This window comes from Rhodoferax sp. (genome assembly GCF_010365055.1).
Classification (GTDB): domain Bacteria; phylum Pseudomonadota; class Gammaproteobacteria; order Burkholderiales; family Burkholderiaceae_C; genus Rhodoferax.
In genome coordinates this window covers 22,211-48,820 of the sequence record NZ_JAAFHA010000010.1, presented here as the reverse complement: position 1 = coordinate 48,820, position 26,610 = coordinate 22,211, and the positions used below count along the sequence as shown (strand labels likewise).

Annotated in this window: 30 protein-coding genes; 18 read left to right on the top strand and 12 right to left on the bottom strand. The window is 63.7% G+C overall.

What is annotated here, in order from left to right:
- Positions 1-11: 11 nt before the first annotated feature.
- The gene (locus GZ093_RS04475) at positions 12-905 is read right to left on the bottom strand and encodes a D-hexose-6-phosphate mutarotase (RefSeq protein ID WP_296482667.1); all 894 of its coding nucleotides are present in this window, start codon (positions 903-905) and stop codon (positions 12-14) included.
- Positions 906-1,181: 276 nt separating this feature from the next.
- On the opposite strand from GZ093_RS04475, the gene GZ093_RS04470 reads away from it, so the two are divergent.
- The 3 genes from GZ093_RS04470 (at position 1,182) to GZ093_RS04460 (ending at position 4,032) form a co-directional block, all read left to right on the top strand.
- Positions 1,182-2,660, top strand: a complete 1,479-nt coding sequence (locus GZ093_RS04470) for a M20 family metallopeptidase (RefSeq protein WP_296482665.1) — start codon at positions 1,182-1,184, stop codon at positions 2,658-2,660.
- Positions 2,657-3,496 carry an alpha/beta hydrolase gene (locus GZ093_RS04465; RefSeq protein WP_296482662.1) on the top strand — a complete coding sequence of 280 codons (840 nt, stop codon included), beginning with the start codon at positions 2,657-2,659 and terminating at the stop codon, positions 3,494-3,496. The genes GZ093_RS04470 and GZ093_RS04465 overlap by 4 nt, the downstream gene beginning before the upstream one ends.
- Before the next feature lie 113 nt (positions 3,497-3,609).
- Positions 3,610-4,032 carry a universal stress protein gene (locus GZ093_RS04460; RefSeq protein WP_296482659.1) on the top strand — a complete coding sequence of 141 codons (423 nt, stop codon included), beginning with the start codon at positions 3,610-3,612 and terminating at the stop codon, positions 4,030-4,032.
- 66 nt (positions 4,033-4,098) lie between these two features.
- Here GZ093_RS04460 and GZ093_RS04455 read toward each other — a convergent pair whose 3' ends face one another.
- Together GZ093_RS04455 and GZ093_RS04450 are read right to left on the bottom strand one after the other, a co-directional pair.
- Complete coding sequence (locus GZ093_RS04455) at positions 4,099-4,716, bottom strand: TetR/AcrR family transcriptional regulator (RefSeq protein ID WP_296482656.1); 618 nt, start codon at positions 4,714-4,716, stop codon at positions 4,099-4,101.
- A 78-nt stretch (positions 4,717-4,794) separates the two neighbouring features.
- Complete coding sequence (locus tag GZ093_RS04450) at positions 4,795-5,703, bottom strand: LysR family transcriptional regulator ArgP (RefSeq protein ID WP_296482653.1); 909 nt, start codon at positions 5,701-5,703, stop codon at positions 4,795-4,797.
- A 141-nt stretch (positions 5,704-5,844) separates the two neighbouring features.
- Between GZ093_RS04450 and amrB the strand changes: the two genes are divergently transcribed.
- The 5 genes from amrB to prs are packed head-to-tail and all read left to right on the top strand — an operon-like array spanning position 5,845 to position 10,039.
- Complete coding sequence (gene amrB / locus GZ093_RS04445; RefSeq protein ID WP_296482651.1) at positions 5,845-6,669, top strand: AmmeMemoRadiSam system protein B; 825 nt, start codon at positions 5,845-5,847, stop codon at positions 6,667-6,669.
- Positions 6,650-7,291, top strand: coding sequence for an AmmeMemoRadiSam system protein A (gene amrA, locus GZ093_RS04440; protein ID WP_296482648.1), 642 nt, complete (start codon positions 6,650-6,652; stop codon positions 7,289-7,291). The genes amrB and amrA overlap by 20 nt, the downstream gene beginning before the upstream one ends.
- Positions 7,291-8,367: an AmmeMemoRadiSam system radical SAM enzyme gene (gene amrS / locus GZ093_RS04435; RefSeq protein WP_296482646.1), complete on the top strand. Its 1,077-nt coding sequence runs from the start codon at positions 7,291-7,293 to the stop codon at positions 8,365-8,367. The genes amrA and amrS overlap by 1 nt, the downstream gene beginning before the upstream one ends.
- Positions 8,368-8,386: 19 nt before the next feature.
- On the top strand, positions 8,387-9,034 hold the full coding sequence (locus GZ093_RS04430) for an alpha/beta hydrolase (RefSeq protein WP_296482644.1): 648 nt from the start codon (positions 8,387-8,389) through the stop codon (positions 9,032-9,034).
- Between the two features lie 24 nt (positions 9,035-9,058).
- Positions 9,059-10,039: a ribose-phosphate diphosphokinase gene (gene prs, locus GZ093_RS04425; protein WP_296482643.1), complete on the top strand. Its 981-nt coding sequence runs from the start codon at positions 9,059-9,061 to the stop codon at positions 10,037-10,039.
- On the opposite strand, the gene GZ093_RS04420 is transcribed toward prs, so the two are convergent.
- The 3 genes from GZ093_RS04420 to GZ093_RS04410 all read right to left on the bottom strand — a co-directional run bounded on the left by GZ093_RS04420 (position 10,002) and on the right by GZ093_RS04410 (position 12,189).
- Complete coding sequence (locus GZ093_RS04420; protein WP_296482641.1) at positions 10,002-11,045, bottom strand: hypothetical protein; 1,044 nt, start codon at positions 11,043-11,045, stop codon at positions 10,002-10,004. The genes prs and GZ093_RS04420 overlap by 38 nt on opposite strands.
- Positions 11,046-11,134: 89 nt before the next feature.
- Positions 11,135-11,758 carry a phosphoribosyltransferase family protein gene (locus tag GZ093_RS04415; protein ID WP_296482637.1) on the bottom strand — a complete coding sequence of 208 codons (624 nt, stop codon included), beginning with the start codon at positions 11,756-11,758 and terminating at the stop codon, positions 11,135-11,137.
- A gap of 20 nt (positions 11,759-11,778) precedes the next feature.
- Positions 11,779-12,189: a c-type cytochrome gene (locus GZ093_RS04410; RefSeq protein ID WP_296482634.1), complete on the bottom strand. Its 411-nt coding sequence runs from the start codon at positions 12,187-12,189 to the stop codon at positions 11,779-11,781.
- Positions 12,190-12,344: 155 nt separating this feature from the next.
- Here GZ093_RS04410 and GZ093_RS04405 point away from each other — a divergent pair, with 155 nt between their 5' ends.
- Genes GZ093_RS04405 through GZ093_RS04375 form a run of 7 tightly spaced genes read left to right on the top strand, consistent with a single transcriptional unit; the run spans position 12,345 to position 18,850 of the window.
- Complete coding sequence (locus tag GZ093_RS04405; protein ID WP_296482632.1) at positions 12,345-12,998, top strand: BON domain-containing protein; 654 nt, start codon at positions 12,345-12,347, stop codon at positions 12,996-12,998.
- Positions 12,999-13,005: 7 nt separating this feature from the next.
- The gene (locus GZ093_RS04400; RefSeq protein ID WP_296482629.1) at positions 13,006-13,458 is read left to right on the top strand and encodes a CBS domain-containing protein; all 453 of its coding nucleotides are present in this window, start codon (positions 13,006-13,008) and stop codon (positions 13,456-13,458) included.
- Positions 13,459-13,502: 44 nt separating this feature from the next.
- Complete coding sequence (gene acsA, locus GZ093_RS04395) at positions 13,503-15,281, top strand: acetate--CoA ligase (RefSeq protein WP_296482626.1); 1,779 nt, start codon at positions 13,503-13,505, stop codon at positions 15,279-15,281.
- Positions 15,278-16,321 (top strand): pyruvate dehydrogenase (acetyl-transferring) E1 component subunit alpha, encoded by a 1,044-nt coding sequence (pdhA, locus tag GZ093_RS04390; RefSeq protein WP_296482624.1) that lies wholly within the window; start codon positions 15,278-15,280, stop codon positions 16,319-16,321. The genes acsA and pdhA overlap by 4 nt, the downstream gene beginning before the upstream one ends.
- Complete coding sequence (locus GZ093_RS04385) at positions 16,321-17,310, top strand: alpha-ketoacid dehydrogenase subunit beta (RefSeq protein WP_296482621.1); 990 nt, start codon at positions 16,321-16,323, stop codon at positions 17,308-17,310. The genes pdhA and GZ093_RS04385 overlap by 1 nt, the downstream gene beginning before the upstream one ends.
- A complete protein-coding gene (locus GZ093_RS04380) occupies positions 17,307-18,602 on the top strand; it encodes a dihydrolipoamide acetyltransferase family protein (RefSeq protein ID WP_296482619.1) in 1,296 nt (431 codons plus the stop codon). Before GZ093_RS04385 ends, GZ093_RS04380 begins: the two co-directional genes overlap by 4 nt.
- The gene (locus GZ093_RS04375; RefSeq protein ID WP_296482617.1) at positions 18,599-18,850 is read left to right on the top strand and encodes an acyl carrier protein; all 252 of its coding nucleotides are present in this window, start codon (positions 18,599-18,601) and stop codon (positions 18,848-18,850) included. The genes GZ093_RS04380 and GZ093_RS04375 overlap by 4 nt, the downstream gene beginning before the upstream one ends.
- Before the next feature lie 6 nt (positions 18,851-18,856).
- Here GZ093_RS04375 and GZ093_RS04370 read toward each other — a convergent pair whose 3' ends face one another.
- From GZ093_RS04370 to GZ093_RS04350, 5 genes are all read right to left on the bottom strand, one after another.
- Positions 18,857-19,516, bottom strand: coding sequence for a nitroreductase family protein (locus GZ093_RS04370; protein WP_296482615.1), 660 nt, complete (start codon positions 19,514-19,516; stop codon positions 18,857-18,859).
- Between the two features lie 62 nt (positions 19,517-19,578).
- On the bottom strand, positions 19,579-20,079 hold the full coding sequence (locus GZ093_RS04365) for a hypothetical protein (RefSeq protein ID WP_296482612.1): 501 nt from the start codon (positions 20,077-20,079) through the stop codon (positions 19,579-19,581).
- A gap of 311 nt (positions 20,080-20,390) precedes the next feature.
- A complete protein-coding gene (locus tag GZ093_RS04360; protein ID WP_296482609.1) occupies positions 20,391-22,019 on the bottom strand; it encodes a methyl-accepting chemotaxis protein in 1,629 nt (542 codons plus the stop codon).
- 69 nt (positions 22,020-22,088) lie between these two features.
- A complete protein-coding gene (locus GZ093_RS04355; RefSeq protein ID WP_296482605.1) occupies positions 22,089-22,559 on the bottom strand; it encodes a cache domain-containing protein in 471 nt (156 codons plus the stop codon).
- A gap of 137 nt (positions 22,560-22,696) precedes the next feature.
- Positions 22,697-23,950, bottom strand: coding sequence for an anion transporter (locus GZ093_RS04350; RefSeq protein ID WP_296482602.1), 1,254 nt, complete (start codon positions 23,948-23,950; stop codon positions 22,697-22,699).
- 124 nt (positions 23,951-24,074) lie between these two features.
- Between GZ093_RS04350 and GZ093_RS04345 the strand changes: the two genes are divergently transcribed.
- The 3 genes from GZ093_RS04345 to GZ093_RS04335 all read left to right on the top strand — a co-directional run bounded on the left by GZ093_RS04345 (position 24,075) and on the right by GZ093_RS04335 (position 25,445).
- Positions 24,075-24,677 carry a hypothetical protein gene (locus tag GZ093_RS04345; protein WP_296482599.1) on the top strand — a complete coding sequence of 201 codons (603 nt, stop codon included), beginning with the start codon at positions 24,075-24,077 and terminating at the stop codon, positions 24,675-24,677.
- A 116-nt stretch (positions 24,678-24,793) separates the two neighbouring features.
- Positions 24,794-25,168, top strand: a complete 375-nt coding sequence (locus tag GZ093_RS04340) for a hypothetical protein (protein ID WP_296482596.1) — start codon at positions 24,794-24,796, stop codon at positions 25,166-25,168.
- A gap of 34 nt (positions 25,169-25,202) precedes the next feature.
- Positions 25,203-25,445, top strand: coding sequence for a hypothetical protein (locus GZ093_RS04335; protein ID WP_296482593.1), 243 nt, complete (start codon positions 25,203-25,205; stop codon positions 25,443-25,445).
- A gap of 163 nt (positions 25,446-25,608) precedes the next feature.
- Here GZ093_RS04335 and GZ093_RS04330 read toward each other — a convergent pair whose 3' ends face one another.
- A complete protein-coding gene (locus tag GZ093_RS04330; RefSeq protein WP_296482591.1) occupies positions 25,609-26,562 on the bottom strand; it encodes a LysR family transcriptional regulator in 954 nt (317 codons plus the stop codon).
- Between the last annotated feature and the right edge of the window lie 48 nt (positions 26,563-26,610).

Below are 26,610 nucleotides of genomic sequence, written 5' to 3'. Positions count from 1 at the left end.
GGCCGCTGCCTTCAAGCCACCGAGAGGCGCGCGCTCAAAGTGTGCGCGTGGCCCGGGGCAACGGTGATCTGATCCGGCCCGGCATTGCAGGTTTCCACGCACAGCATGCCCAGGTACTCACCTGCCGCCATGTCAGGCAAGGCTTTTTCGCGCTCGCGCCAGGGGTTCCACACCACGGTGGAGGTGCTGCCGGTTTTGGCAATTTGCAGGGTACGCTGCCAGGCGCGGTCTTCAATCCGGCAATCGGCCGTTGTGTTGATGTAAATGCGGTCGGTTTCACCCGTGAACTCAACCGCGCCCGATTGTTTGGCCAGAGCAAAATTTTGCACCTTGTCCAGGTAGTCGGTGTCGTCCAGCCCCTGCACTGATGTTTGCCCGATGTTGCCCACACAAAAATACGTGTGCAAGGCCTGCGTGATGGTGAAGGGCTTCTCCCCGGTGTTGCGGGTCGTCAGGGCCATGGCCAGGGTAGCGCCAACCGTGACCACCAGTTCCAGATCAAACGGAAAGTCCCAGAGCGCGCGGGTGCTTGCGTCGTCGCCCAGCCCGAACCGCAGCACCACTTGGCTGGCCGCATCCATCGCGGCTTCGCGCAGCGCCCACAGGCGGGTGCGTACCAAGCCATGGGCGGGCAGGCCGCCCTGCGCACCAAACCACGGCCAGCACACCGGCACGCCGCCGCGCACCGCTTGGCCCGGTTCAAACACCGCCGCCTGCGACAACCAGATCACCGGCTTGTGCCCGGCCGGCTGCCAGGCCAGCACCTGCGCGCCTTGCAGCGCCACGCGTGCGCTGGCTTGCGGCGTCTGGATGTCAGCCACCGGCAGGCCGTTGCCGTTGTCCACAAATTGAAGTTGGCCCGCCATTCGAAAACGACGGTTGAGAGTGTCAATGATTGATTTCATGGTGGGACTTTGCATGCGATAATTACTATTAAATATATAGCTATATACCCATATAAATAAAGGGCTAGAGGCCTATTTTGCTTACAATATCGCAGAATCTGCCTGAGCATGGGCGGTGCGCCGCTTGACGCGCTCAAGCACGCTCAGATTGTTTGAAACGCTGTGGCCGCGCAGGTGCACCGCAACCGGCCCCCCAGGCGCCCCGTGCCCATTTGGAGGGCGGCGCGCCGTGGCATGATGACGGCCATTGTGGCCCAACCACGCAAGGAATTTTGTATGAATGCACGCAGCCCCGCCTCGGCCTTGAACGCCGCCCAGGCGCTCAACGAAGTCGCCCAAGCCTGGGACGATGACCTGGTCGACCAACTCAGCGACTACATCGCCATCCCGGCCAAGTCGCCCATGTTCGATGCCGATTGGGTCAAGCACGGCTTCATTGACACCGTGGTGCGCAACGCCGCCGCCTGGGTCGAGTCGCAAAAGGTCGCCGGCCTGAGCCTGGAAGTCATCCGCCTGCCCGATCGCACGCCGGTGCTGTTTTTTGAAGTGGCGGCGTCCACCGGCAGCGCCAACCAGGCCGCGCCCAGCCAGACGGTGCTGATGTACGGCCACCTGGACAAGCAGCCCGAGGTCACCGGCTGGCGCAGTGACCTCGGGCCCTGGAGCCCCAAGTACGAAGACGGCAAGCTCTACGGCCGCGGTGGTGCCGACGATGGTTACGCCATTTATGCCGCCATCACCGCCGTCCAGGCGCTCAAGAGCCAAGGTGTGGCGCACCCGCGCATCGTCGGCCTGATCGAGACCTGCGAAGAAAGCGGCTCCTATGACCTGCCGCCCTACCTTGACCTGCTGCGCCCCCGGCTGGGCGATGTGGCGCTGGTGATCTGTCTGGAGTCGGGCGCGGGCAATTACGACCAGCTCTGGCTCACCAACAGCCTGCGCGGCATGGCCAGCGGCACGCTCAAGGTGCAGGTGCTGACCGAGGGAGTGCACTCGGGCGATGCCAGCGGTCTGGTGCCGTCGAGTTTTCGGATCCTGCGTCACCTGCTGGACCGGCTTGAAGACAGCGCCAGCGGCCGCCTGCTGCCCGCACCCTTTCACTGCGAAGTTCCGGCCGACAGGTTGCGCCAAGCCCAAGCCACCGCCGCCATTTTGGGCGAAGAGCTCTACAAACGATTCCCCTGGGCGCACGCGGACTGCGGCGGCGCCAGCCAGACCATGCTGCCCACCAGCACCGACCCGCTGCAGGCCCTGCTAAGCCGCACCTGGGCGCCCACGCTCAGCGTCACGGGCGCCGAGGGCCTGCCCGATCTGAAAAGCGCGGGCAACGTGCTGCGCCCCTTTACCGCCTTCAAGCTCAGCCTGCGCCTGCCGCCGCTGGTGGAGGCGGGTCCAGCCGTGCAGCAGCTCAAAGCGCTGCTGGAAGACAACGCCCCGTACCAGGCGCGGGTCAGCTTTGTGCCCGACTCCCACGCCACCGGCTGGAACGCCCCCAGCACGGCCGCCTGGTTTGAGCAGGCGCTGCAACGCGCCTCGCAAGACTACTTTGGCGCGCCCTGCGGCTACATCGGCCAGGGCGGCACCATTCCGCTCATGAACATGCTGTCCACCGGCTTCCCGAAGGCGCAAATGATGGTCTGCGGCGTGCTCGGTCCCAAGAGCAACGCGCACGGTCCGAACGAGTTCTTGCAGGTGCCCTATGCCAAGAAGTTGACCGCCGCCGTGGCGCAGGTGATCGCCCAGGTGCCCGGATGACCGACAGCACGCTGTCGACCTTTGTCGCCCTGGACGGCGACAACCTGGCGGTGCAGGACTGGCCGCGGGCACCGGGCCAGGCCTTGCGCGGTGTGGTCCTGCTGGTGCATGGCCTGGGCGAACATGCCGGGCGCTACGAGCGTCTGGCCCGCCAGCTCAACGGCTGGGGCTTTGCGGTGCGCGGCTACGACCAATATGGCCATGGCGAGTCGGGCGGGCCGCGCGGCGGTCTGCCCACCGACACCCGTTTGCTCGACGATCTGAGCGACATCGTGGACAGCACGCGCGCGCGCATCGGCCAAAACACGCCGCTGATTTTGCTCGGCCACAGCCTGGGCGGCTTGGTGGCGGCGCGTTTTGTGGCCCTGGGCCTGCGCCCGGTGCAGGCGCTGGTTTTGTCCTCGCCAGCGCTCGATGCGGGCCTCAATGCGGTTCAGAAACTGCTGCTGGCCGTGCTGCCCAGGATCGCGCCTAATCTGCGCGTCGGCAATGGACTGGACCCCTCACTCATATCCCACGATCCGGCCGTGGTGGCCGCCTACCGCGCCGACAAACTGGTGCACGACCGCATATCAGCGCGTTTGGCGCGCTTTATTGCCGAGGGTGGACCGGCGGCCTTGGCGCAGGCGTCCCGTTGGTCGGTGCCGACGCTATTGCTGTATGCCGGGGCCGACCGCCTAGTCAACCCGGCCGGCAGTCGCGCCTTTGCCGCAACCGCACCGAAGGCGGTGGTCAGCGCCCATTGCTTTGAGGGGCTCTACCACGAACTCTTCAACGAGCTCGACGCCGCGCCCGTTTTTGTTGAGCTCAAGAGGTGGCTTGATGCCCGGTTTTAGGGGTGGCGCTGGCGCCGCTGGTCATCCGAAAAATCGTGGCTTCTTCTTGACATTCGACAGTTGTCCGACCCCGGCCGTGAGTACACTCGTTCGCTTACCAACGGAGTCCTCCCATGAAAATTCTTCTCGCCGTCGACGGCAGTGCCTACACCAAAAAAATGCTGGCTTACCTGACCACGCATGATGAGTTATTCAGCCCGGGCAACGAGTACATCGTGTTCACGGTCCAGCCGGTGATACCGGCGCGGGCGCGCGCTGCCGTGGGCAAGCAAATCATGGACAAATACTATCTGGACGAGGCCGAAAAAGTGCTCGCGCCGGTCACCAAGTTCTTGCTGCGCCATGGCATCGACGCCAAAAGCGCCTGGAAGATCGGCCACGCCGGCGAGACCATTGCCCAGTTCGCCGACAGCGGCAAGTTCGACATGGTCGTCATGGGCTCGCATGGCCACGGCACCCTGGTCAACCTGGTGATGGGCTCGGTGGCCACCGCGGTGTTGGCACACTGCCAAGTGCCAATTCTGCTGGTGCGTTGAGCCGCTTGCTGGCAGGGCTGCCTTCAGCTATTTATTTAATAGCTGTAGGTGCTGTTGAATCAAGGGCTAGCGGGCGTTTAGACCCTCAAAGCAGGTACTGAGCACCATCGTCACGATTTGCTCATCCTGGTACAAGCCGCCCATCTTCAGGAACTCCAGCACCGGGTCGCAGGCGCGCGCAAAGAAGGTGTACAAAATGGCAATGGCCGGCAGCGCCGGGTTGAGCGCCCCGGCGGCCTGCGCGGCCTCGATCCACGCGCCCAGGCGGTCGCTCACCTCCATCAGACCCTCCATGTAGTCCTGGTTGCCGATGAGCGTAACGCGCAGCGTTGAGTTCTGGCTCGGCAAGGACGGCATATCGCCGGCGAGCTTGACTTCCAGTGTCCAGCGCACCACGGCGCGCAGATTCTCCAGCGGCGGCGCCTGTTCAGGCAGCGCATGGATGAAATCCTGCGCCCGGCGCATCACCCGCACCATCGCGGCCGCCGCCAGCTCTTCCTTGCTGGCGAAGTGTTTGTACAGGCTGGCTTTGGCAATGCCCACTTGCAACGCCACCTCATCGACCGTCATGGCTTCAAAGCCTTTTTCAGCCAGCAGCCGGTTGACGGTTTGAATGATGGCCTCTTCACGGGCCTTGAGCATTTGCTGTTTGAAGGACGATCTGACGACGGCGGTGGGTTTCATGCCCGGATTTTATCCAAGGGCGTCAAAATACGCATGCCTTGACTGTTTTAATACCAGTCAGTCTAAAAGGGTCGCGCGTCAGCGCAGGGCCACGGCAGCGGCGTCGGTCAGGGCCGCCGTCAGCGCATCCAGCACCACCGAGTCGAGATTCCAGCAATGCCAATACAGCTCGACCGGCAGTGTCTCCCCCAGCGCCACATCAACCAGGCGGCCGCTGCGCAGATGCTCGCGCACCTGCAACTCTGGCACCACGCTCGCCCCCCAGCCCGCCAGCACGGCACTCACCTGCCCTTGCGAGCTGGGCACGTACAACTGGCTCAGGGCCACGTGTTTGAGATTGAAGGCATGGGCAATGAACTCGCCCTGCAAGTCATCCTTGCGGTTGAACGCAACGAACGGCACGTTTCTAAAATTATGCGGCGACAAACCATCCGGGCAGTGTTCTGCCGCGTAGCCCGCCTCGGCAACGGCCACGTAGCGCATCGCCCCCAGGGGCACCATCTTGCAACTGCGCAAGGCTTGTTTGAGCGTCGTCACGCAACCCAGCACCCGGCCCTCGCGCAGCCATTCAATGGTGAAGTCCTGGTCATCGGTGATGATTTCCAGCCCGAGGCCGCGCCGCGCCAGTTCGCTCAAAGCGCCCAGCGCCCAGGTGGCAATGCTGTCGGCGTTGATCGCAATGGAGATCCGCTCCACATCGCCGCCACTGCCGACGCCCCCCGGTGCCAGGTCTTTCAGGTCACGCGCCAAGTCAGCTCGCAGCAGCCGCGTTTGCAGGGCGTGTTTGAGCAACAGTCGGCCGGCCGACGTTGGCTTCAGGGGACGGCTTCGCACGATCAACACCGTGCCCACCTGGACTTCGAGCGAACGCAAGCGCTGTGACACGGCCGACTGGGTGATCGACAGGCGCACGGCGGCGCGCTCAAAGCCCCCCTCTTCCACAATGGCGGCGAGACACTCCAAGGCATCCGGGTCAAACGTTTTCATATTAGCTAGTCTAATACCGCTTCACTGACTGCCCACGATGGCGTCCGTGCTGATTTCTGAAAACCGCACGATCTGAATTGATAAACCACAAGTCAGCACGCGATGCACAGGCCTAAGCTCTAAAAGAACGGAGATACCACCATGAATTCTGTGCGGCCGCCGGCTGTTGCTGGCACTTTTTATCCTGGGCAGCCGTCGGTGTTACTGAACGATGTCACCACCCTGCTGGCCCAGGCGCGCCTTGGTGCCGACCTGGACGCTTCTACCCCGAAGGCGTTGATCGTGCCCCATGCCGGCTACATGTACTCAGGCGCCACCGCCGCGCGGGCCTATGCAAGGCTCGCCCATGGGCGCTCCAGCATCCGGCGTGTGGTTTTGCTGGGCCCGGTCCACCGGGTGCCGGTCAGGGGCTTGGCGTTGCCAGGTGTTGACGCCTTTGACACGCCCCTGGGCCGCATCGAAGTGGATCAGGACGCCGTCGCTGCCATCGCGCACATGCCGCAAGTGGTGGTCAGCGCCGCGGCCCACGCCCAGGAGCATTCGTTGGAGGTGCAATTGCCGTTCTTGCAGGCGGTCCTCGATGATTTCAAACTGGTGCCGCTGGCGGTGGGCAATGCGACGCCCGAGCAGGTGGCCGAAGTGCTGGAAGCACTCTGGGGTGGGCCTGAGACGCTGCTGGTCATCAGCTCTGACCTGTCGCATTTTTTGCCCTACGGCACAGCACAAACCGTTGACCGCGACACGGTGCAACACATGATGCAACTCAACAGCAGCCTCACGCACCACCAGGCCTGCGGTGGCACGCCAGTCAATGGCCTGCTGCTGGCAGCGCGTCAGCACCAGCTGCAACCGGAACTGCTCGAGCTGTGCAACTCGGGTGACACGGCCGGCGACAAGAACCGGGTGGTGGGCTACGCCGCGCTGGCGTTCAGACAGGAGTCTGCCGATGTCCAAATCTCACACTAAGTCGCAGCCAGCGGCGCCCAGCGCGCCGCATGGCGCCCCGGCCAAGGGCCACACCTTGCTGCCGATCGCCCGCGCCAGCATCTCGACGGCCTTGGGGCGCCCGCTGGAAGCAGCCGAACATGAGCCCTGGCTGCAAGAGTCGGGGGCGTGCTTTATCACCTTGACGCAGCGCGGTCAGCTGCGCGGTTGCATCGGCACGCTGGAGGCGCGCCGCACCCTGCTGGCCGATGTCAAAGCCAACGCCTTGGCCGCCGCCTTTTCCGACCCGCGTTTTTCGCCGCTGGCCGCAGTCGAACTGGAGCACACCGAGATAGAAATCTCCTTGCTGTCGGCGATGCAGGTTATGCAGTTCGAAAGTGAAGCCCACGCCTTGGCCCAGTTGCAGCCCGGCATGGATGGCGTGGTGTTTGAATATGCGCATTACCGCAGCACGTTCTTGCCGCAGGTGTGGGAGCAACTGCCCAGCGTGCCCGAGTTCATGGCGCATCTGAAACACAAAGCCGGCCTGCCGCCCGACTTCTGGGCCACGGGTGTGCGCTTGCAGCGTTACAGCGTGAGCAAGTTCAAGGAATCTGACCTGCCGCCCACCAGCGCCAAAGCGCCGGTCAAGGAGAAGGCCTGATGCAGGAATCCAGCTACCCCGGTCGTTATTGGCACTGGCTCGATGACGGCCGCATGCAGTGCGACCTGTGTCCGCGCGACTGCCGCTTGCACGAGGGCCAGCGCGGCGCCTGCTTTGTGCGCATGCGCCAGGGCGAGCAGATGATTCTGACCACCTACGGCCGCTCCTCGGGCTTTTGCATCGACCCGATCGAAAAAAAGCCGCTTAACCAGTTCTACCCGGGCAGTAGCGTGCTGTCGTTTGGCACGGCCGGGTGCAACCTGGCCTGCAAGTTTTGTCAGAACTGGGACATCAGCAAGTCACGCGACATGGACCGTCTGATGGACCAGGCTTCGCCCGAGGCCATTGCCATGGAGGCCGTGAAATACGGTTGCAAGAGCGTTGCCTTCACGTACAACGACCCCGTGATCTTTGCCGAATACGCCATGGATGTGGCGGATGCCTGCCACGTACGCGGTGTGCAGACGGTGGCGGTCACCGCCGGGTACATCCACGACCAGCCCCGGCGTGACTTTTTCGCCAAAATCGACGCGGCCAATGTCGACCTCAAGGCGTTTACCGACGACTTCTATTTCAAGCTCACCGGCTCGCACCTGCAACCCGTGCTCGACACCCTGGTCTACCTCAAACACGAAACCCCGGTGTGGTTCGAAATCACCACCCTGTTGATTCCGGGTCACAACGACTCGAACGAGGAAATAACGGCCATGTGCCGCTGGCTCATGCGGGAGCTCGGGCCGGATGTGCCGCTGCATTTTTCGGCCTTTCATCCGGACCACAAGATGCCGGATGTGCCCGCCACACCACCGGCCACGCTGGTACGCGCCCGCCACATCGCGCTCAAAGAGGGCTTGCACTACGTCTACACCGGTAACGTGCACAACATCGAAGGCGACACCACCTTCTGCCCGGGCTGCCACGCGCCGCTGATCGTGCGTGACTGGTACCAGATCAAGCAATACCGGCTGGACGCCGCCGGCCACTGCCCGGACTGCGGCGCGGCCATAGCCGGGCGCTTTGACGCAAAAGCTGGCGACTTTGGCCGCCAGCGCATCCCGGTTGCGATCGGCATCTAAGCGGCGCACAGGTGTCCTGATGAAACCCAATGACACACAACTGGTCCATATTCCGGTGGAAGACGTCCACATCGAGGGCCTGCTGGAACTGCCCCCCGAGCCCCAGGGTATCGTGCTGTTTGCGCATGGCAGCGGCAGCAGCCGTCACAGCCCGCGCAATAACTACGTGGCCCGCGTGCTGCACGACAAAGGCATTGGCACGCTGCTGATGGACTTGCTCACGGTGGCTGAAGACCTGGATTACCAGACCCGCTTCGACATTGCCCTGCTGACGCACCGTCTGCTGGTGGCCACGCGCTGGGTCAGAGGGCAGGCGGCCACGCGGCAGCTGCCAATCGGCTACTTTGGTGCCAGCACCGGCGCGGCTGCAGCGCTGCAGGCCGCTGCAGCGCTGGGGGACGACATTCACGCGGTGGTGTCGCGCGGCGGGCGTCCAGACTTGGCGGGCAAACAGAGCCTGGAGCTGGTCAAGTCGCCCACCTTGCTGCTGCTGGGTGGGCGCGATGAGGACGTCATTGAACTCAACCGCGAGGCCTATGCCCGCTTGCCCGGCACCAAAGAGTTGAGCATCATTCCCGGTGCCACCCATCTGTTCGAGGAAGCCGGCACACTGGAAGAAGTGGCGCGCCAGGCCGCCGTCTGGTTTGGCCAGTACCTGAAAAGCTGACGCCAACACAATCGCCGGCCAGTCATGAATTCGCCCCCCATGCTGCTCTACTCGCTCGACTCGGATGACACCTTTGCTCAAGGCTTGGCTGCAGCTCTGGGCGTCACGCTTGCGCCTCATGAGTACCGCCGCTTTGAAGACGGCGAACACAAGCTCAGGCCGTTGCTGGACCCACGCGGCAGTGACGCCTTCGTCGTTCACAGTCTGCACGGTGATGCGCAGGACAGCCCGCACGACAAGCTATGCCAGCTCTTGATGTTCATCTCCACGCTGCGCGATCATGCTGCGGCGCGGGTGACGACGGTCGTGCCCTACCTGGCCTACGCCCGCAAGGACCGGCAAACCAAACCATTCGACCCGCTTTCCTTGCGCTATGTCGCACAGTTGTTTGAGGCCGTCGGCACGGCGCAGTTGATTGTGCTGGAGGTTCACAACGTGGCGGCATTTCAGAACGCCTTTCGTTGCCCGACCATCCACCTGGAAGCACACCAGGCGTTTAACACCATGCTGCTTGAGTTGGCAGGGGACGCCCGGTTGGTGGTGGCGTCCCCCGATCCCGGTGGCGTCAAACGGGCGCAACTCTGGCGCGAGTCACTGGAAATAACACTGCTGCGCCCGGTTGGCTTTGCCATGGTGGACAAGCGTCGCAGCGCCGGCGTTGTCAGCAGTGAAAACCTGGTGGCCGGGGAGGTCGAGGGCATGCGGGTTTTGCTGCTGGATGACCTCATCGCCGGTGGCGAGACCATGCGGCGCGCGGCGCTGGCGTTGCGGCGATCAGGTGCGCGCGAGGTGCTGGCGTGTGTTGCGCACGGACTTTTCACCGGCTCGTCGGCGCAGGTGCTGGCCGACGACAGCATTGAAAGAATCATCATCACCGACAGCGTTCCGCCCTTTCGCCTGCCGATGGACTGCGCGGTGCGCCGCAAGCTGGCCATTGCCTCCGCAGTACCCTTGTTTGCACGGGCCATCAAGGCGTCTCTGCTTGCAGGGTCTGGGTCTGATTGAACGCATCCAGTGCCAGCAGGGCCCGCGCAATATACCGTTCGGACAGCGCTGGCCAACGTTCCGGCGAACGCGGCCTGGGATCGAGCAGATGGGCCATCGCCAGGCGCGCGCGCAACATGGCACGGTACGCGGTATAAAAATGCAGCAGGCTCGGCCCAGGATGGTCACCCAGCGCGTCGACGATGCCCGCGACCAGCTGCGGGCCAATCCAGGGAGCACCCGCCATGTCGCATTCCAGGCCCAGGTAGGCCACTTCATCAAAGGGGTCCACTTGCCGCAGTTGCGGGTTGAACTCCAGGCAGTCAATCACCACCGGGGGCTCAAGCAGGCAAACATGATCGGGTCGCAGATCACCGTGCCCATCCAGCACATGACCGTGCGATGCGCGGGCCCGCAGCAAGTCGTCGCACTGCGCCAGTGCCGCGTCCAGACGATCGATGGCCAGCCGCACATCCTGGAGCCCGAATTGGGGTCGCAGCAGCACCTCGCGATTCAGCGTCTGCTCATGGCGCAAGCGCGACAGATAGTCGTTCGCGCTGATGGGAGCCGCCGGCGCCGCCCGGTAGAACGCGCCAAGCAACGCAACCAGCGCATCGATATCCTTGTCTGCCACACTGTGGCTTGCCACCATTTCAATCAACATGCGCTGCCGGGGTAGGCGCCGCATCACAACCAGCCAGTCGACGGTTTCTCCGGGGGCGGGCAGTTGCGCATCGGGCACCAGCGCAAAAACGCCATCCTGCCACTGCAACGCCACCACACCGAGATAGACACCCGGCGCCAGACGCGCATTGAGTCGCACCTCTTCGCGACAATAGAACTCGCGCGCCTGCAAGGTGGTGAAATCGAGAAACGGGAAGCGAACCGGTTTCTTGAGTTTGAAGACCCGCTGCTCCAGCAGGAAGACCCATGACATATGGGTTTCGATGAGTTCGACCTGCGGGCTCAAGGGTCCGTAGCTGGCCGGCGACTGCAAGAACGTCAACTTGGCCTCGATATTGGGCATAGGTGTGTGGGTCTTTGATACGGACCCGCCAGCCCGTTGCGGCGCTGACGGTGATGGCGGGAACCCCGGGTCAGTTTGTCAGGCCGGTCTCAGGCCTTTCGCAACAGCGCAATCACTTCATCATCATCCACCTGCGGGAAGTGCTGGTAGAACTGCCCCACCGCCTGGAAAAATGCCGGGGCTTCAAGGCACACCACCTCGTCCGCCAGATCAGCCACTTTGGCCAGCGTGTCCGGCGGCGACACGGGAATAGCGCAAATCAGTTTGGCGGGCTTCATGGCGCGCAAGCCGTGCAGTGCAGAAATCATGGTGGCACCCGTGGCCAAACCGTCGTCAATCACGATGACGATGCGCCCCGCGGGGCTGATGGAAGGGCGGATCGGCGTGTACTGGGCGCGGCGCTGCCGAATGGTCTCCATCTGGGTCCGTTTCTCGGCCTCAAGGTAGTCGGCACTGCCGCCATAGAGTTGGGCGAAATCGGCCAGATAAGTCCAGCCGCCTTCATTGACCGAGCCCAGTGCCAGTTCCGGCTGGTGCGGCGCCCGCAGCTTGCGCACCAGCACCACATCGAGTTCACCGCCCAACGTCTCGGCGATGATTTTGCCCATCGGCACCGCACCGCGCGGAATCGCCAGGATTAAGGGATTTTTTCCCCTGTAGGCCTTGAGCCGCTCGGCCAGCCGATTGGCCGCTTCATCGCGGTCACGAAACATGATGCAAGCCAGCCCGCATGCTATTTCACCTGAATCCGCGCCAGATAATCGAGCAGCGAGCTGATGCGGTTACGCGCGTGCAGGTCAGCCGGCTGCGTGTCCTCGGCCCGGTAAACATAGCCCCAGACCGGCATCTCGCGCGCGCCGTGCGCCCCAATGACGACCGACGTTCTGCCGTCGATCACCTCCCACGCATACTGGGTCGGAAACACCCCGCCGTTGCGCTTGGCCATGATGGTGAGATCGGTCGGTGCCTTGGTCAGGTACATGCGCACCGCACCATCGCCTTTGGCCGAGACACCATGGCAGCTGGCACAACTGGCCATGTACTCATTCCTTCCAAAGTCAACACTGGTCTGTGCAAAGCTTGTGCTGCTCACCACGGCCAGCGCCACCCAAAGGCCTGGCAATGACGCTGTCGACTGTTTCATGATCTGTCTCCTGAAAATGAAGAACCCTTGCCTTGTCCACTTGAAGTTTCCTTGTCTGCCGGGATTGAAACTTGATTATTCGCAACGTGGCGCAGAAAGCCACAGTTATTCTGAAATGGAAGTTTTTTGTGTTGAAGCGCTTATCAGGAGATGCCATGAAAACAGATTCAGAATTGAAGAAAGACGTACTGGCAGAGATGATGTGGGATCCCCTAATTCCCGAAGCCCGCGTGGGTGTTTCGGTCACCGACGGCGTCGTGACCTTGACCGGGCACCTCGATACCTATGCTGAAAAAGTGGCCGCCAAACGTGCGGTTGAACGCGTCAGTGGGGTCAAGGCGCTTGCGGTCGAGCTCGACGTCATCCCGGCGGGTTTGCACCAACGCAGCGACACTGAAATTGCGGCGGCGGTGGAACATGCGCTGAGCTGGAACACGTCCGTGCCACAAGACCGAATCAAGGTGACGGTGGAAAAGGGCTGGGTGACGCTCAGTGGCGAGCTGGACTGGAATTTTCAGCGCCGGGCAGTTGAACGCATGATCCGCCCGCTCAAAGGCGTGGCCGGGATCATCGACAACATCACCCTGAAAGCGATGCCCATTCCCGCCAACCTGTCGAACCGGATTCAGGATGCGCTGACCCGCCAGGCCCAGCGTGAAGCCAAGCGAATAGAGATATCGATGGACGGCAGCGTGGTGACCCTGCGTGGGCATGTGCATTCCTGGGCCGAGCGCAATGCGGCCGAAGGCGCAACCTGGTCGGCACCCGGTGTGAGCCGCGTCAACAACCAGTTGACGGTTGAGGCCTAGCACTGCCATGGCCAGCCAACTGAGGGACTTCGCAACCTCGATGGTCGCCGTCGTGGAGCCCGAGACCCCCACGCTGCTGGTCGCACAACTCATGCGCAAACACCACATTGGCGCCCTGGTGGTGGTCGATGCCCACGAGAAGACGCGCCCAGTCGGCATCGTGACGGACCGCGATCTGGTGCTTGAGTTGATGGCAGAAGGCTTGGACCCGGCGATTTTTACCGCCGGCGACATCATGTCGGTTGATCTGGTGACGGCAACACCCGAGATGGACGCGTTGGAAGCCGTGCAACTAATGAAAACGCATCGCCTGCGCCGCCTGGTGATCAACGATGACGAAGGCCGTCTGGTGGGCATCGTCACGATGGAAGACGTGCTTGAGCTGCTGGCTCGCGAGTTGGCCAATCTGGCTGCCGGACTGGCCGGCGCCCGAGACCGGGAAATCAGCGAGCGGGAATAGGCGGCGACCGCTTGGACCTCGCCGCGTTCAGACTAGGGAGGCGCATGGAGAGACCTGCCGTCATTCACAAGCTTGTGTCGAACTTGCACCCGCCGCCCAACTGGGTGGATTACGAGGCGGAGCGCCGCATTGACGTCTGGACCGAGGCCAGGCGCGCCTTGCAGGGCCTGCCCGGTGGCGGCCTGAACCTAGGTTTTGAAGCGGTAGACCGCCAGGGCACAGGCGCGCTGCGTGACCATATCGCGCTGCGCTTTGTCGCGCGCAACGCGCCCGCGCTGGACCTGAGCTACTTTGAGCTGGCGCAGCAAACGAATCGCTTTGCCAATGTGCTGCAGGGCCTGGGCGTGGGAAAAAACGATCACCTGTTTGTGCTCGCCGGGCGTATTCCCGAGCTCTACATTGCCGTGCTCGGCGCGCTGAAGAACGGCAGCGTGGTGACCCCGCTGTTCTCGGCCTTTGGCCCGGAGCCGATCGCCGCGCGCCTCCAGCTGGGCGCGGGTCAGGTGCTGGTGACCACCGACGCGCTTTACCAACGCAAGGTCAAGCAGATTCGCGCGCAGACGCCCACGCTGCAGCATGTGCTGCTGGTGGCCGAGGATGGCGGCCTGACCCATGAGCCCGACACGCTGGACCTGGGCACACTGATGGCAGCGGCCTCCAGCACCTTTCAGACGGTGCAGACGCAGCCGGACGACCCGGCCCTGTTGCATTTCACCAGCGGCACCACCGGCACGCCCAAGGGCGCACTGCATGTGCACGAGGCCGTGGTGACCCACTTTGCGACCGGGCGCTACGCGCTTGATTTGCATCCGCAGGATCGCTACTGGTGCACCGCTGATCCGGGCTGGGTCACCGGCACCTCCTACGGCATCATCGCGCCGCTGCTGCAGGGCGTCACCTCGCTGATCGACCGCGAGGAATTTGACGCCGAGCGCTGGTACACGCTGCTGGCGCAGGAGCGCATCAGCGTTTGGTACACCGCCCCGACCGCGATCCGCATGCTGATGAAAGCCGGCACGGAGCTCGCGCAGCGCCACAGTTATCCGGACCTGCGCTTCATCGCCAGCGTCGGTGAACCGCTCAACCCAGAGGCGGTCTGGTGGGGCCAGGAGGCGCTGGGCTTGCCGATTCACGACAACTGGTGGCAGACGGAGACCGGCGGCATCATGATTGCCAACACACCGGCCTTTGACATCAAGCCCGGCTCCATGGGTCGCCCCTTGCCCGGCGTCGAGGCCTTCATCGTCGAGCATCTGGAGGCCGAGGGTGAGCCGCCGCAGGTGCGCATCGTTGAGGTGCCCAATGTGGAAGGCGAGCTCGCGCTCAAAATAGGTTGGCCGTCCATGTTTCGCGGCTACCTCAACAACGAGGCTCGCTACCGCAAGTGCTTTGCCGGGGAACTGTATCTGACCGGCGATCTCGCCAAACGCGACACCGACGGCTACTACTGGTTCGTCGGCCGCGCTGACGACGTCATCAAGTCGGCCGGCCACTTGATCGGGCCGTTCGAGGTCGAGAGCGTGCTGATGGAGCACCCGGCGGTGGCCGAGGCCGGGGTCATCGGCAAGCCGGACCCGGTGGTCGGTGAAGTGGTCAAGGCCTTCGTCTCGCTCAAGAACGGCTACCAAGCCGGCGAGACCTTGCGCCTGGACATCTCGGCCCACGCGCGCCGGCGGCTCGGCGCCGCCGTCGCGCCCAAGGAAATCGCTTTCTTGCCCACGCTGCCGCGCACGCGCAGCGGCAAAATCATGCGCCGCCTGCTCAAGGCGCGGGAACTCGGGCTGCCCGAAGGCGACATCTCGACCCTGGAGGCCGGCGCATGAACAAGATGAAGGTGCCGGCCCCGCCCCATGGCCCGGTGCCATGGCAAAAAGAATTTGCCCTGAGCATGCTCGCCGACATGCTGCGCATCCGCCGCATGGAAGAACGCGCGGCGGAGCTCTACGGCCAGCAAAAAATTCGCGGCTTCCTGCACCTGTACATCGGCGAGGAAGCGGTGGCCGCCGGCGCCCTGCGTGCGCTCAACGCGGATGACAACGTCGTGGCCACCTACCGCGAACATGGTCACGCGCTCTTGCGCGGCCTCACGATGGACGCCATCATGGCCGAGATGTTTGGGCGGCAGGGCGGTTGCTCACGCGGGCGCGGGGGCTCCATGCACCTGTTTGACCGGGCACGGCGCTTCTTTGGCGGGCAGGGTATTGTGGGCGGCGGTCTGCCCCTGACCGCCGGCTTGGCGCTGGCTGACAAATTGTCAAAACGACAGGCCCTCAGCGCCTGCTTCTTTGGCGAAGGCGCGATGGCCGAGGGTGCGTTCCACGAGGCCGTGAACCTGGCCGCGCTGTGGCAGCTGCCGGTGCTGTTTTGCTGCGAGAACAACCTGTATGCCATGGGCACGGCGCTGGCGCGTTCCGAGTCCCAGACCGATCTGTGCGTCAAAGCGGCGTCCTACGGCGTGGACGTCATGACGGTTGATGGCATGGACGTGGTGGCCGTGCATGAGGCGATGCACTTTGGGGCGCAAAAGGTGCGTGACGGGAGCGGCCCGATGTTTGTGGAGCTGCGCACCTACCGCTTTCGCGCGCACTCCATGTTTGACCCCGACCTGTACCGTGCCAAGCAAGAGATTGAAGCCTGGAAGACGCGCGGGCCGATCCACACCTACACCGCCCGCCTCAAGGCGCAAGGACTTCTCTCGGAAGACGAGTTTCTGGCGCTCGACGCTGCGGCTGTTGCCGAGGTGGAGGCGGCCGTGGCCTTTGCTGAAGGATCGGACTGGGAGCCAGTAGAGAATTTGTTGCGCGACGTGCATACGTCGGCGGAGCCGGCAGTCGCCTCGGCAGCTGCGGCGGGAGCGGCATGATGGGGCGGCGCATCAGCTACCGCGATGCCCTGCGCGAGGCGCTACGCGAGGCGCTGCAAGCCGACCCACGCGTTTTCCTGATGGGGGAGGACGTGGGCTGCTACGGCGGCACCTATGCCGTCTCCAAGGGCTTGCTGGAAGAATTTGGTACCGAACGCATTCGCGACACGCCGCTGTCAGAACTCGGCTTTGTCGGCGCCGGTGTGGGCGCGGCACTGGGCGGCATGCGCCCGATTGTGGAAATCATGACAGTCAACTTCAGCCTGCTCGCGCTCGACCCGATCGTCAACAGCGCGGCCATGTTGCACCACATGTCGGGCGGACAGTTTTCAGTGCCGCTGGTGATCCGCATGGCCACCGGTGCCGGGCGTCAGGTCGCGGCCCAGCACTCGAACAGCTTGGAGGGCTGGTACGCGCATGTGCCGGGCCTGCGCGTCTTGGCCCCTGCCACGGTGGAGGATGCGCGCGGCATGCTGAAAGCCGCGCTGGCTGACCCCGACCCGGTGCTGATCTTCGAGCACGCGCAGCTCTACAACAGCGAAGGCGAATTGCCCGACGATGAGTCGCGGACGGTGGACATTGACAGCGCCCGCGTGCGCCGCACGGGTTCGGATGTCAGCGTGATCACTTACGGAGGCTGCCTGCCCAAAGCGCTGCAGGCCGCTGACGAACTCGCCGGTCTTGGAATTTCTGCCGAGGTGCTTGACCTGCGTGTGCTGCGTCCACTGGACGACGCGACCATCATGACCTCGGTGCGCAAGTGCCGCCGCGCCGTGCTGGTCGTGGAAGCCTGGCGCTCGGGCAGCCTGGCCGCCGAGGTGATGGCGCGCATCAGCGAGCAGGCGTTTTTTGACCTGGACGCGCCGCTGGCACGCGTATGCAGCGAAGAGGTGCCGATCCCGTACGCCCGGCACCTGGAAGAGGCGGCGCTGCCGCAGGTGACGAAAATCGTGGCGGCGGTGCAGGCGGTGATGGGCGCCGCGGCATGATCGAATTCAAGTTGCCGTCTCTCGGCGCCGACATGGACGAAGGCACGCTGCTCGAATGGCGGGTCAAGCCGGGCGATGCGGTCAAGCGCGGCCAGGTGGTGGCCGTGGTGGACACGTCCAAGGCGGCGGTGGATGTCGAGATCTGGCACGACGGTGTGGTGCATGAGCTACTGGTAGCAGTCGGCGAGAAGGTGCCGGTGGACACGGTGCTGGCGACGCTGCTGGCGCCGGGCGAAGCGGCGCCAGCGCTGCCGGCAACTGCGCTTGCACCACCTGAACCGGCGCCAAAAGCAGTCCATGAGCCGCTGGCTGAACTGGCGGCCGCGACGGCCTCAACGCCAGCGCCTGCCGCGCCGCCGACCGACAAGGTCGTCGCTGCGGCACGCCATCCTGTGTCGCCGTCCGCGCGCCGCCGTGCGAAGGAACTCGGCATTGACCCCGACACGGTGCGCGGCACGGGCGCGCAGGGCTCGGTCGCGCTGGCGGACGTGGAGGCGGCGGCGGCGCACGCAGCAGCCAGAACTGAGCCCCAAACTACGACGGTTGTTGCCGCAGCGGCGGCGCCCGCTGCAGCCATTGAACGCCAGAAAGCCATGCGCCAGGCGATTGCGGCCGCCATGAGCCGTTCCAAACGCGAAATTCCACACTACTACCTGTCCGAGACGATCTCGATGAACCGGGCGCTGGACTGGCTGCGCCAGCGCAACGAAGGTCTGCCGATCACCGACCGCATCCTCACCGCTGCGCTCTTGCTCAAGGCGGTCGCCGCCGCCTTGCGGCGCACGCCCGAGCTCAACGGCTTCTACCGCGATGGGCAGTTCGAGCCGAGCGCGGCCGTGCACGCGGGCGTGGCAATTTCCTTGCGCGGTGGCGGCCTGGTGGCGCCGGCGATCCACGATGTGGCAGCCAAGCCGCTGGCGCAACTGATGCGAGAGCTGGCGGATTTGGTCAAGCGTGCACGCGCCGGTTCCCTGCGCAGCTCCGAGATGAGCGACCCGACCATTACCGTCACCAATTTGGGCGAGCAGAGCGTGCAATCGGTGTTCGGTGTCATCTACCCGCCGCAAGTCGCGTTGGTGGGCTTGGGCAGCATCGACGTTCGTCCTTGGGTCGAGGCGGGCCAGGTGCGTGCGCTGCCGCTGCTGTGCGCGACGCTGGCCGCCGATCACCGCGCCTCGGACGGCCACCGTGGCGCCCTGTTCCTGGCGGAGTTGCGTGAGTTATTGCAGCAGCCGCAAACACTGGCGGATGCCAGCAGCCCAGCCGCAAGCACGCAGGGAAACGCGACATGAGCACCGACCGACCCACACTGATGGCCACTGTGGTGGCGCTGCTGCGCGCCATCGCCCCGGAAGTGGAAGCCGAGACACTGGCACCCGCGCGCCCCTTGCGTCAGCAGGTGGATCTGGACTCGATGGACTGGCTCAACTTTCTGATGAGCCTGCATGAGCACTTCGGGGTGACCATCCCAGAAGCAGACTACGCCGGGCTGGTGTCGCTCGACAACGTGGTGGACTACCTGCAGGCCCGGTTGAAATAGCCGGGGTCAGGGCTTCGTGTCGGTCTTGGGTCGTCCCACCGTTTGTGACAGCAGCACCTGATGGTCGTTGGTCAGCCCCATGGCCTGCGCCAACGCACGGCGATCCAACCAGGCGCGAATGACCGTGGCCAGACCGCTTGATGCGCAATACAGGTAAACGTTTTGCGCCATGGCCCCGGCGCAGGCAAAGGCATATGCCTCGCGCTGGGCTGCGGGCACCAGCTTCATCCGCGCATGGTCGGCCACATACACCAGATCAAGCGGCGCCGTGTCGACAAAATCCTGGTAGCCGGTGACACGGCGCACGTCGGTGGCGCTGACCAGATGCAGCGTCTGGGTGGGCGCGGCGTAGCGGTACAGGCCATCGGCCAGGGCCACGTAGACATCGACTTCCCTCGCATTCATGGCGCTGGGCGCCGTGCAGCCGCCCAACTCGGGACGGTTGATGCCGGCCGCTGCCCACAGCAAGTCGGACAACATCTGCAGCGGCAGCGCTGCAGGGTCGAACTCGCGCAAGGACTGCCGCTGCGCCAGCGCCTGCATCAGCGGCAAGCCGCCAGTGGTATGGGCCGCTGGCAGATAGAGGGTGTTGGCCGCATCGCCGGCGGCAGGCTGCGGTTTCAGCTGCCCGATCAAGCCGAGCGCCATCTTGGTCAGTGTGTTCATTCTTTTCTCTTCGCCTCAACTTTTGCTGGCGCTCAGCGCTGGCCGATCAGCCCTAATCACGCCTATTTCCCTGGAAAAACCGCCCGCACCACGCGGCGATCAGAGAGCTGGCACTGGCCCTCGCCGCCGCCGGACATGCCACGGGCCGGGTCAACCAGATGAAAGCGGCAACGCATGCGCTGGTTGTCCGGTCCCTCCAGGGTCGCCACCACCTTGCCGGAGTAATAGGTGATGAACTGGGTGGCCGGGTACGGCGGCGCTACCGGGCCGCTCCAGTACGGCCAGTCGTACCAGCCGCGGTTCCAGTGCATCCACAAGGGCGTCAGCACTTCGCCCCGCGTCTGTTGGGTAATTTGAAAGAACCGGCCCTGGTAGCTGACATTGGGCAGCACCGCTGTCATGGTGCCCGAAATGCCGCCATCGGTGCTGGTCCAACTGAACGCAACAGCTTCCTCCTGTGCGCCGGGACCTACCAACTGGCCCCCGCCAAATCCGGTGGTGGTACAGCCGACCAGAGCCGACATAAGCAGCAGAAAAAAAGCCAGGAATCGCGCGCTTTTCATGGGTCACTCCGAAATGAAGTCATACCACCTTCCTGCTTGACGGCAGGGTCCATTCCAACTGGCAATCGTGCTGCTGGATGCATCCAGTCTAGGCAATATGAGTCTTGAAGCCTTGTTTTTCTCAAGCCACGATGACGTGCTCCACACAAAGTAGCTATTTAAATAATAGCTACTTATTCAGTATATACGCGGGCTACAGGCCAATTAGTTATATAAAGCAGGCAACTTGCCAGTTGCTCCGAGCCGCCGTGACCGGGTCGGCCACAACAGCGGGCCCCCGTGTCAGCCGCAGCACCAGCGGCAAGCCGACTTCAGGTGAGCTGCCTGGGCGCGAGACCCGGCGCAGCCACCGGTGGAGCGTCCATGACGCGCAGCACGTTCCTCTGCGCACGGCCTTCGGCCAGTTTGAAAACACTCACAACTTGAACCATGCGCTCGGCCTGCTGGTTCAAGCTGTCGGCTGCAGCTGCGGCCTCTTCCACCAAGGCGGCGTTCTGCTGGGTCACGTTGTCCAACTGGGTAATGGCCTGATTGACCTGGTCGATGCCACTGGTCTGCTCATTGGCCGAGGCACTGATCTCACCGATCAGACCGGCCACGCGCTGGACCTGGGTGACGATGTCGTTCATCGACGCACCGGCCGCGCCCGCCAGGCTGCTGCCGGCTTCGATTTTCTCGACACTGGCGCCAATCAGGCTCTTGATCTCCTTGGCCGCTTCGGCGGAGCGTCCAGCCAGGCTGCGCACTTCGCTGGCCACCACGGCAAAACCGCGCCCCTGCTCGCCGGCGCGGGCCGCTTCGACTGCCGCGTTGAGCGCCAGAATGTTGGTCTGGAATGCGATGCCGTCAATCACGCCGATGATGTCTGCGATCTTGCGTGAGGCGACGGTGATGTCCTGCATGGTGCTGACCACCTGGCCCACCACCAGCCCGCCTTGCACCGCCGCCGCGCTGGCCAAACCGGCCATTTGATTCGCCTGGTGTGCGGTTTCAGCGTTGTTCTTGACCGTAGAGCTGAGTTCTTCCATGGAAGCCGCCGTCTCCTCCAGATTGCTGGCCTGGGTTTCGGTTCGCTGTGACAGGTCGGCATTGCCGGAAGCGATTTCGTTGGCGCCCGTCGAAATGTTCTCGGCCCCGGTGCGCACTTCGCCGACCATGCGGGCTAGGCCATTGCGCATCTCCAGCAGGCCTGCCAGCAGCTGTGCCGCCTCGTCGCGGCCATCGACCTGGATATCGCTCACCAAATCACCGCACGCGACGCGCGCCGTCGCCTCCTGTGCCGTCTGCAGCGGCCGGGTGATGCTCGTCGTCAGGCGCCAGGCCATGAGGCCGGCCAGCACCAGCACCAGCGCAGCGGCGATGCTGATCACATTGACGGTGGCGCGGTTGCTGGCATTGGCTTGTTCCGTGGCGTCGTCGGTGCGCTGCTTCTGGATGGCGATGAAGGCGGCCAACTCATCCGAGGCTTTGGTCAGCAGGGGATCGATCTTGCCGGTGATGACGGCGCCGGCCTGCTCGGTATTGAACTGGGAGGCCAAGTCCACGGCCTCCTTGAACTGCGCATCCATCTGGCGGTCAATGTCGGCCAAGCGGCCAAACAGCTCACGCTCCTTCGGGCCGAGGTCGGTGGCCTCCAGCTTGCCTTTGGCGACCAGGTAGGCCGCACGTTGCTTTTTGGCTTCGGCTTCATCCTTTTGAACGCCTTCCACCGTGGCCTGCAGACCCATGTTGCGCACCGCGACCGCGCTACTGAGCAAGGTATGGCGCATATGCGCCGCCAGGTCCTGATGGGCCGTCGCGCGCTGCATCGTCTCCAGCAGAGCGGCCCGGCTGGCGCCGTTGTTGATGAGCGTGCCCACCAGCATCACGCTGGCGGCCAGCAGAATCAAGCCAAAGCCCAGGCCGAGGCGCAGACCGATTTTCATGTCGCGCAAGTTCATCAGAACGCTCCAACGTGGGGTGATCAGGGGGTCAATACCGTGCCCCATGCTTGGGGCACACGGGGAAAATTACTTCTTGTAAATGCCGCAGCCGACAAAAATGTCACCGACGCGTTCAATGTAGGCGACTTTCTCTTCCATTTTTTCCGATGTCGGATTCCTGAATTTGAAAGGCTCCGACCAGCCCGAACCTTTGGTCTTTGCAAGCTCTACCAGCGGCGGAAGCAGGAGCTTGCCGTCCGGGTCCTTCAAGCCGATGAGATTCTTGCCGACCAGTTTCGGGTTGGCACCATGGGCCACATTTTTACCGGTCATGTCGTACGCATAAATGTACAGATCGCGGTCCTTGAATGACTTGCCGTTCGTGAATTCTTCGAAAGCCTTTTCCGGGCCATTGGCCTTGACGAAGGCGGCGGCCTTATGGACCATGGCTTCCGCTTCGGCGGCTGTGCCTTGCTCGGCCGCTTGGGCAGCGCCGGCCATCAAGAAGCTCATGGCGGTGGCGCTCAAGAGGGCTTTGAGAAGAGAGAAAGGTTTCATGGCGGGGCTCGTGGTTGAATTAAGAATTTGACGTCCGTGTAAGAAATACATCAGCACGTAAGCATGGAATGATACGTCATTGCCACGGCAGGCTTGCCGCCGAGCCTGGCCGGATCGCGCTTGGGCGAGCCCCCTGATCACACGCCCCAGCGCAGCCAAAACCACACAATGCCCAGCGTGGCGAGGGTGACCGGGATGCCGATCCGGGCATGGGCGCGCCAGTCGATCGTGACTCCGCTGCGCTGCGCCAGGTCCACCACGATCAGATTCGCAATCGAGCCCACCAGCAGCAGGTTGCCCGCCAGCGTGCTGACCAGCGCCAGCGTCACACCCGCTTGCATGCCCTGGAGGTGCGGCAGCAGCAGCATGACCGCTGGCACATTGGACAGCAGGTTCGACAAGCCCACGCCGGCCACGAACAGCGGGCCGGGGTCCGCAAGATGCACGCCTTGCGCGCCCAACCAGGCAACCGCTTGCGCTGCCAGACCGGTGGACTCGAAGGCGTGGTTGACCACAAACAAGCCCATGAACAGCACCAGCACATTCCAGTCAACCAGCCCCATGACCCGCGAGGAATGAAAGCGCCGACTCAGCAGCAACACCCCCGCGCCGACCAGGGCGGCGACCTCGCGCGGCCAGTCGGTGAACAAAAAGACCAGCAGCAGCGCTGCGGCAACCACCAGGCCCTTGCCGGTTTGCCAGGCATCGTAGGCTGGCGCCGCGCGCAACTCGACATCGCCTGGAACCGGAACGTCTGTAGGCAAGAGGTGGCTGCGCGCCTGCGGCCCCCACACCAACCAGGCCCACAGCACCGCCAAGCTCAAGAGCACCGGCGGCAAGGCCTGGCGCACATAAGCGCCAAAGGGCAGCTGCAGCACCGAGCCAATCAGCATGTTTTGCGGGTTGCCGATCAGCGTCGCGGCCGAGCCGATATTGGCGGCGCAGGCCAGGCCGACCAGAAAGGGCACCGGGTCCAGGCGGCGCTGCAGGCACAGCCGGGCGACCACCGGCGTCATCGCCAGGCAGACGATGTCATTGGAAAACACCGCCGACAGCGCCGCCGCCACGGCGATCAGTGCCGCCAGCAAGCCGTTGCGGCGTAGCGGCAAGGCCACCAGCCACTGCGTGACTGCGACGTAAAACCCGCTCATGCCCAACTGCGCGGAAAGCACCATGAAGGAGAACAACAGCAAAATGGTCGGCAAGTCCACCGCGCTGGCCGCTTGCGCGCTGCTCATCTCGCCCAGCCCGATGACGCCAATCGCGCCCAGCAGCGCCACGCCCGCGCGGTCGAGTTTCAGGCGCGGCAGGCCGCCCAGGATCATGCCGAGGTAGACCGTGACAAAAATCGCGACCACGCCCCAGTCAAGCGCGTCATGGTCCGGGATCATGCGCCGGCCCGGCGCAGATCGCGCGTCAGCATGGAAGGATTGAGCACGATTTGCGGCGACTCCAGGGGGTGAAGCCGCCATTGTCGACGAGGCGCCGCAGCCTTGATGTTCCAATGCAGCCCATATGAATGAAAAAATCCGCCAATTGCTCGACCAGATGAGCGCGCTTGAAGACGATTTGCGCCGCGAGGTGCAGGAACAAGAAGCCAGCGCCCTTTACCAGATCAAGGGCAAGCGCGTCGAGTTCGAGGCCGCCGTGCGCCAGGCGCACCGCAAGCTCAAAACCGGCGTCTTGCGCTGGCTGGTCGCGTACCGGCCGCAGAACCTGATCACCGGACCGATCATCTACAGCATGATCGTGCCGATGCTCCTGCTGGACCTGTGTGTGAGTTTCTACCAGGCCACCTGCTTCCCGATCTACGGCATCACCAAGGTGCGCCGGGGCGACTACATCGTGTTCGACCGCCAGCAGCTGGGCTACCTCAACTTCATCGAGAAATTCCATTGCACCTACTGCGCCTACGGCAATGGCCTGATCGCCTTTGTCAGCGAGATCATCGGGCGCACCGAAGAGTATTTTTGCCCGATCAAGCATGCGCGCAAGATGCTCGGTGCGCATTCACGCTACGCCCGCTTTCTGGCCTTTGGCGACGCCGACGACTACGAGGCCAGGTTGGAAAAATTTCGGATCGGGCTGGGCGACGCACAGCCACCCAAGCGCAGCTGAAGGCCGCTTGAGGGCCAATGGACTCAAACAAGCGGGTTTTTGGGCCCTTTCTTTGCCGTGACTGAACGGTGGGCACGCCCATAATTGTCGGAAACAAGCAAATTCCAGGAGATCCGATGACATTGCAGTACCAACTCAAGGCGGGCAACTACCATTTGTACGACCTGAGCACGCCCGCGAGCAAGGTCACCGGCCAGCACCGGCTCAAGCTCACGACCGACACGGTGGCGATTGCCTTTGACGCCAGCACCGGCGTGCTGCACGAGCATGGCAACCCCGCGCGGATTCATTCCTGGGCCACCACCGCCCGGCGCCGCCTGCGCGCTGCCGGCTCGCTGGCCAGCGCCAACGACATCGTGGTGGTGTCCGGCCCGCTGCCGGTCGACGAGATCAACAAATGCCTGCGTGTCACAGGCTACTGCCGGCGCATGTTCACGCAATTGGCGACGCTGCCGCACGGCAAGCGGCTGGCGCGCCAGGCACCATGCTAAATTCCGGCTTTCGTCTGCCTTGGAGAATTTGGCTTTGACTCACACCCAGCTCGGTTTTATCAAGGGTGACATGATCGGCATCCTGATCGGCGGCGCCGCGCTTGGCGGCCTGCTGTTGTACGGCTCCGTCACCGGCCAAGCCCTGCCCCTGTGGCCCGCCGTGATCGTCGGCCTGGTGAATGTGGTCGCCGCGGCCAATGTGGTCTGGACCGTCAAAAAAGCCAAGAAGGCGGCGCAGGCGGGTCAGACCGGCAACGCCGAGCCGCCGCCGCGCTAAGGCGCTGGGTCGACTGCCTCAGGCCTCGTCAACGCCGGCTGATACGCCAAAAACTATCATTTACATAGCTGCTCAGGCATGAGGGACGGGGGCTACCGGTCAATTTGACCAAGCTATTTGCCAAAACGGCTTGCCGTCTTGCGCCGCGCAGGGCCGCCCTGTGTCAGCCCGCGCCTGCTTTGATGCCCTGGTGGGCACTGCGCAAGCAGTCCTGAAACGCACGCGCTACACGGGGCGGCTGCGGTGAGGCGCGCACGATGCTGAAAAAGCTGCAGCTGTAGCGAAACAGGGCCGGCTGCAGCGCGCGCATCTGGCCGCTCTGCACAAAGCCGTTGGCGTAATGGTCCGGCAAGAAGCCCAGGAATTTGCCCGACAGGATCAGCGTGGCAATCGACTCCTGGTCGTAGCCGGTGGCCTTGCGCACCAGGTGCACCTGCTGGCTGACCTCCATGTTGGGCGAGTGGTAGCCCAGACCGGCAAAGTCATGCGCGCGCAGCGCGTCCCAGTCAGCAGGCTCCTGCACCGCCTGACCGTCCGGGAACAAGGCGTGCTCGGCGCCGCAATACAAAAACATGGTCTCGGTGAACAGCTCCTCATAGGCCAGCGTGTCGGAACTGCGGTGCCCAGGAATGATGCCGACCTGGAACTGGCCGTCGAGCACGCCGCGCTCGATCGTGTTGAGCGGCGCCACATGCAGATGCAAGCTGACGTCGGGCGCCAGATCCACAAACAGTGCCATCGCGGCCGCAATTTTTGCGGCGGGGTTGGTGGCGGTCTTGTCAAACACCGCAATGTGCAACTCACCGCCCATGCGCTGGTGGATTTCATCGACGCGCGTACGAAAGGCATCGACTCCCGCCAGCAGGCGCAGGGTCTCCGTGTAGATTTGCTCGCCCTCCGCCGTCAAAGCAAAGCCGGCCCGGCCACGCCGGCACAAGGTGAGGCCCAGGCGGGTTTCGAGGTCCTTGATGTGGCGGCTCACGGTCGAGACGCCGATGTTGAGCTCCAGCTCGGCTGCGGCCATGCCGCCACACTCGGCCACGCTTTTGAACACGCGCAACAGGCGAATGTCCATATCGCTCAACTGGCCCAGCACGGCCCGGCTCTTTACTTGCATGGATTGCCAACTTGGTGGTGATACTTAGACATTTATAAGAGTAACAGA

What these genes read in the sequence shown, in the direction of transcription:
- GZ093_RS04475 (WP_296482667.1), bottom strand. Translation starts at nt 905, where the DNA reads ATGAAATCAATCATTGACACTCTCAACCGTCGTTTTCGAATGGCGGGC.
- GZ093_RS04470 (WP_296482665.1), top strand. Translation starts at nt 1,182, where the DNA reads ATGAATGCACGCAGCCCCGCCTCGGCCTTGAACGCCGCCCAGGCGCTC.
- GZ093_RS04465 (WP_296482662.1), top strand. Translation starts at nt 2,657, where the DNA reads ATGACCGACAGCACGCTGTCGACCTTTGTCGCCCTGGACGGCGACAAC.
- GZ093_RS04460 (WP_296482659.1), top strand. Translation starts at nt 3,610, where the DNA reads ATGAAAATTCTTCTCGCCGTCGACGGCAGTGCCTACACCAAAAAAATG.
- GZ093_RS04455 (WP_296482656.1), bottom strand. Translation starts at nt 4,716, where the DNA reads ATGAAACCCACCGCCGTCGTCAGATCGTCCTTCAAACAGCAAATGCTC.
- GZ093_RS04450 (WP_296482653.1), bottom strand. Translation starts at nt 5,703, where the DNA reads ATGAAAACGTTTGACCCGGATGCCTTGGAGTGTCTCGCCGCCATTGTG.
- amrB (WP_296482651.1), top strand. Translation starts at nt 5,845, where the DNA reads ATGAATTCTGTGCGGCCGCCGGCTGTTGCTGGCACTTTTTATCCTGGG.
- amrA (WP_296482648.1), top strand. Translation starts at nt 6,650, where the DNA reads ATGTCCAAATCTCACACTAAGTCGCAGCCAGCGGCGCCCAGCGCGCCG.
- amrS (WP_296482646.1), top strand. Translation starts at nt 7,291, where the DNA reads ATGCAGGAATCCAGCTACCCCGGTCGTTATTGGCACTGGCTCGATGAC.
- GZ093_RS04430 (WP_296482644.1), top strand. Translation starts at nt 8,387, where the DNA reads ATGAAACCCAATGACACACAACTGGTCCATATTCCGGTGGAAGACGTC.
- prs (WP_296482643.1), top strand. Translation starts at nt 9,059, where the DNA reads ATGAATTCGCCCCCCATGCTGCTCTACTCGCTCGACTCGGATGACACC.
- GZ093_RS04420 (WP_296482641.1), bottom strand. Translation starts at nt 11,045, where the DNA reads ATGCCCAATATCGAGGCCAAGTTGACGTTCTTGCAGTCGCCGGCCAGC.
- GZ093_RS04415 (WP_296482637.1), bottom strand. Translation starts at nt 11,758, where the DNA reads ATGTTTCGTGACCGCGATGAAGCGGCCAATCGGCTGGCCGAGCGGCTC.
- GZ093_RS04410 (WP_296482634.1), bottom strand. Translation starts at nt 12,189, where the DNA reads ATGAAACAGTCGACAGCGTCATTGCCAGGCCTTTGGGTGGCGCTGGCC.
- GZ093_RS04405 (WP_296482632.1), top strand. Translation starts at nt 12,345, where the DNA reads ATGAAAACAGATTCAGAATTGAAGAAAGACGTACTGGCAGAGATGATG.
- GZ093_RS04400 (WP_296482629.1), top strand. Translation starts at nt 13,006, where the DNA reads ATGGCCAGCCAACTGAGGGACTTCGCAACCTCGATGGTCGCCGTCGTG.
- acsA (WP_296482626.1), top strand. Translation starts at nt 13,503, where the DNA reads ATGGAGAGACCTGCCGTCATTCACAAGCTTGTGTCGAACTTGCACCCG.
- pdhA (WP_296482624.1), top strand. Translation starts at nt 15,278, where the DNA reads ATGAACAAGATGAAGGTGCCGGCCCCGCCCCATGGCCCGGTGCCATGG.
- GZ093_RS04385 (WP_296482621.1), top strand. Translation starts at nt 16,321, where the DNA reads ATGGGGCGGCGCATCAGCTACCGCGATGCCCTGCGCGAGGCGCTACGC.
- GZ093_RS04380 (WP_296482619.1), top strand. Translation starts at nt 17,307, where the DNA reads ATGATCGAATTCAAGTTGCCGTCTCTCGGCGCCGACATGGACGAAGGC.
- GZ093_RS04375 (WP_296482617.1), top strand. Translation starts at nt 18,599, where the DNA reads ATGAGCACCGACCGACCCACACTGATGGCCACTGTGGTGGCGCTGCTG.
- GZ093_RS04370 (WP_296482615.1), bottom strand. Translation starts at nt 19,516, where the DNA reads ATGAACACACTGACCAAGATGGCGCTCGGCTTGATCGGGCAGCTGAAA.
- GZ093_RS04365 (WP_296482612.1), bottom strand. Translation starts at nt 20,079, where the DNA reads ATGAAAAGCGCGCGATTCCTGGCTTTTTTTCTGCTGCTTATGTCGGCT.
- GZ093_RS04360 (WP_296482609.1), bottom strand. Translation starts at nt 22,019, where the DNA reads ATGAACTTGCGCGACATGAAAATCGGTCTGCGCCTCGGCCTGGGCTTT.
- GZ093_RS04355 (WP_296482605.1), bottom strand. Translation starts at nt 22,559, where the DNA reads ATGAAACCTTTCTCTCTTCTCAAAGCCCTCTTGAGCGCCACCGCCATG.
- GZ093_RS04350 (WP_296482602.1), bottom strand. Translation starts at nt 23,950, where the DNA reads ATGATCCCGGACCATGACGCGCTTGACTGGGGCGTGGTCGCGATTTTT.
- GZ093_RS04345 (WP_296482599.1), top strand. Translation starts at nt 24,075, where the DNA reads ATGAATGAAAAAATCCGCCAATTGCTCGACCAGATGAGCGCGCTTGAA.
- GZ093_RS04340 (WP_296482596.1), top strand. Translation starts at nt 24,794, where the DNA reads ATGACATTGCAGTACCAACTCAAGGCGGGCAACTACCATTTGTACGAC.
- GZ093_RS04330 (WP_296482591.1), bottom strand. Translation starts at nt 26,562, where the DNA reads ATGCAAGTAAAGAGCCGGGCCGTGCTGGGCCAGTTGAGCGATATGGAC.